The 1,764-nt window shown below is 66.9% G+C and carries 4 protein-coding genes; 2 read left to right on the top strand and 2 right to left on the bottom strand.

Going from position 1 to position 1,764, the window contains the following annotated elements:
- A partial coding sequence (locus VGL40_02545; GenBank protein ID HEY3314150.1) for an aldehyde ferredoxin oxidoreductase C-terminal domain-containing protein occupies nt 1-207 on the top strand: 207 nt, incomplete at its 5' end.
- Between the two features lie 192 nt (nt 208-399).
- Here the strand turns inward: VGL40_02545 and VGL40_02540 are convergent.
- Both VGL40_02540 and VGL40_02535 read right to left on the bottom strand, forming a co-directional pair.
- Nucleotides 400-1,191 (bottom strand): IclR family transcriptional regulator, encoded by a 792-nt coding sequence (locus VGL40_02540; protein HEY3314149.1) that lies wholly within the window; start codon nt 1,189-1,191, stop codon nt 400-402.
- 32 nt (nt 1,192-1,223) lie between these two features.
- Nucleotides 1,224-1,469, bottom strand: coding sequence for a monomethylamine:corrinoid methyltransferase (locus VGL40_02535; GenBank protein HEY3314148.1), 246 nt, complete (start codon nt 1,467-1,469; stop codon nt 1,224-1,226).
- 16 nt (nt 1,470-1,485) lie between these two features.
- Between VGL40_02535 and VGL40_02530 the strand changes: the two genes are divergently transcribed.
- Nucleotides 1,486-1,764 (top strand): hypothetical protein (locus VGL40_02530; GenBank protein HEY3314147.1); only part of this gene is annotated, 279 nt, incomplete at its 3' end.

Raw genomic sequence — 1,764 nt, 5'->3', positions numbered from 1 at the left:
GGCTTCACCCGCAAAGACGACGAGCTGCCGACGCGCGTCTTCGAAGGGCTGCCGGATGGTCCGGCCGCGGGCCGCCACGTCGACCGCCGGGAATTCGAGGCCGCCCGCGACCTCTACTACGGCTTCGCCGGCTGGGACCCGAAGACGGGCAACCCGACCCCGGAGAAACTCAAGTCGCTGTCCCTGGGGTGGCTGGTGGAGCCCTGAACGCAGGCATCGCCCAAGCGTCACCCCCGAACCAGCCCGCGGAGAGTCTTTCCCGTGTCATCTTCGCCGCGGCCATGAAGGCAGCCGGGATCTTCCCACGTGGGGATCATCCCGGCTGCCTTCTCTACACTCTGGCGGGTCGCGGGAAGCTGATGGGCGGTGGCGGGACGAGCCCTGGCCCACGCGGGCGGTTCAGAACCCGGGGGTCGGGGCCGACTGGTAACCCAAGGCCCGGGAGACATCCATCCCGGCCTTCTTCACCAGAGGGATGAAGAGATTCAACCGGTCGGTGGTGAACCGCGCCGCCGGCCCTGAAACGCTGACCGTGGCGACGACCCGGTCGGAGCGGTCCCGCACCGGCGCGGCCACGCATTTGGCCCCTTCCTCGAACTCCTCGTCGTCGACGGCGTAGCCACTGGTGCGAATCCAGTGGATCTCTTGCTCGAGCTCTTCAGGGGAGACGATCGTCCGGGTGGTTAGTGGTGAGAAGCGCTCACGGTGAAGGAACCGGACGAGCTCTTCGTCCGGGATCCCCGCCAACAACACTTTGCCCACGGCCGTACAATGCAGGGGGATCACCCGCCCGACTTCCGCGGCCATGCGCAGGTAGTGCGGACTGGTCTGTTGCTCAAGATAGACGCCGTTCCAAGCGTCCCGAACGGCCAGGTTCGAGGTTTCCTCGGTCTTCTCGGTCAGGGCGGCCAGGATGGGCCGAGCCAAACCGCGCAGGTGGGACGTGTGCGGGACGGCATTGCCGACTTCGAAAGCCCTCAGCCCCAAGTAATACTTGCCACTGTCCTCCTCCTGACGAACGAATCCTCGGGCCGCCATGGTCTGCAGGAGGCGGTGGGTCGTACTGGCGTCTAGCCCGACGATGATGCTGACCTGTTTCAACGTCACCTCCCGCCCTTCCTGGGCCAGAGCTTCCAGGATGGCCAAGGCGCGGTCGACTGACTGGACGGAGCTTGTTTTCTGGGCGCTCAAAGCGGCCTCCTCCTCCCCGGGCTCCCGGGGTCTCAATCAGGCAGTTTCAGGCCCAGGGCAGCCAATTCGTCCCTTGCCCTCGAGTAGAGAGTCTGGTGTTCAGGGCGGGGAGTCAGGGCCTCCGGGTCGTACATCTCGTCGAAGGTCAGGCCGACTGGAGACTGCCTGGCGGTGATGGACCCTTCGTAAAGACCCAGCAGGGAATGGACGAGACGCGACACGTCATCACCGCCCATCCGCGAGGCTGTCCCAGCCACCTGGGCGAAGAGCCGCGACATCAGGGGGCTGACCTGATTGACCCGCTGGGGTCGGGCGGGCCGCGGGCCGGCCGGGTGGGCGCCGGCCGGGACGGCCATCGTCAGCGCGGCGGCCGTGCAGACGGCGGCCGTCCTCGGGGCGCCGCTGGCCCACTTCGGGGCTCAGCACTCCCTCTTCCACCATGAGACCAACCCCCAGTCAATCTGGCTCACCAGCTTGGTGGTCAGGGCGGTGGTCCGAAACAGCCGAATTCCGCTGGTCGTCACCCACACCACGGCGGCGGGACCCGGGACCATGCAGTACGTCCATGAGTTC

The sequence above is a fragment of the Bacillota bacterium genome, assembly GCA_036504675.1.
GTDB lineage: Bacteria > Bacillota > Sulfobacillia > JAJYWN01 > JAJZPE01 > DASXUT01.
The sequence above is the reverse complement of the archived record's forward strand: the minus strand, read 5'-3'. Positions and strand labels throughout refer to the sequence as shown.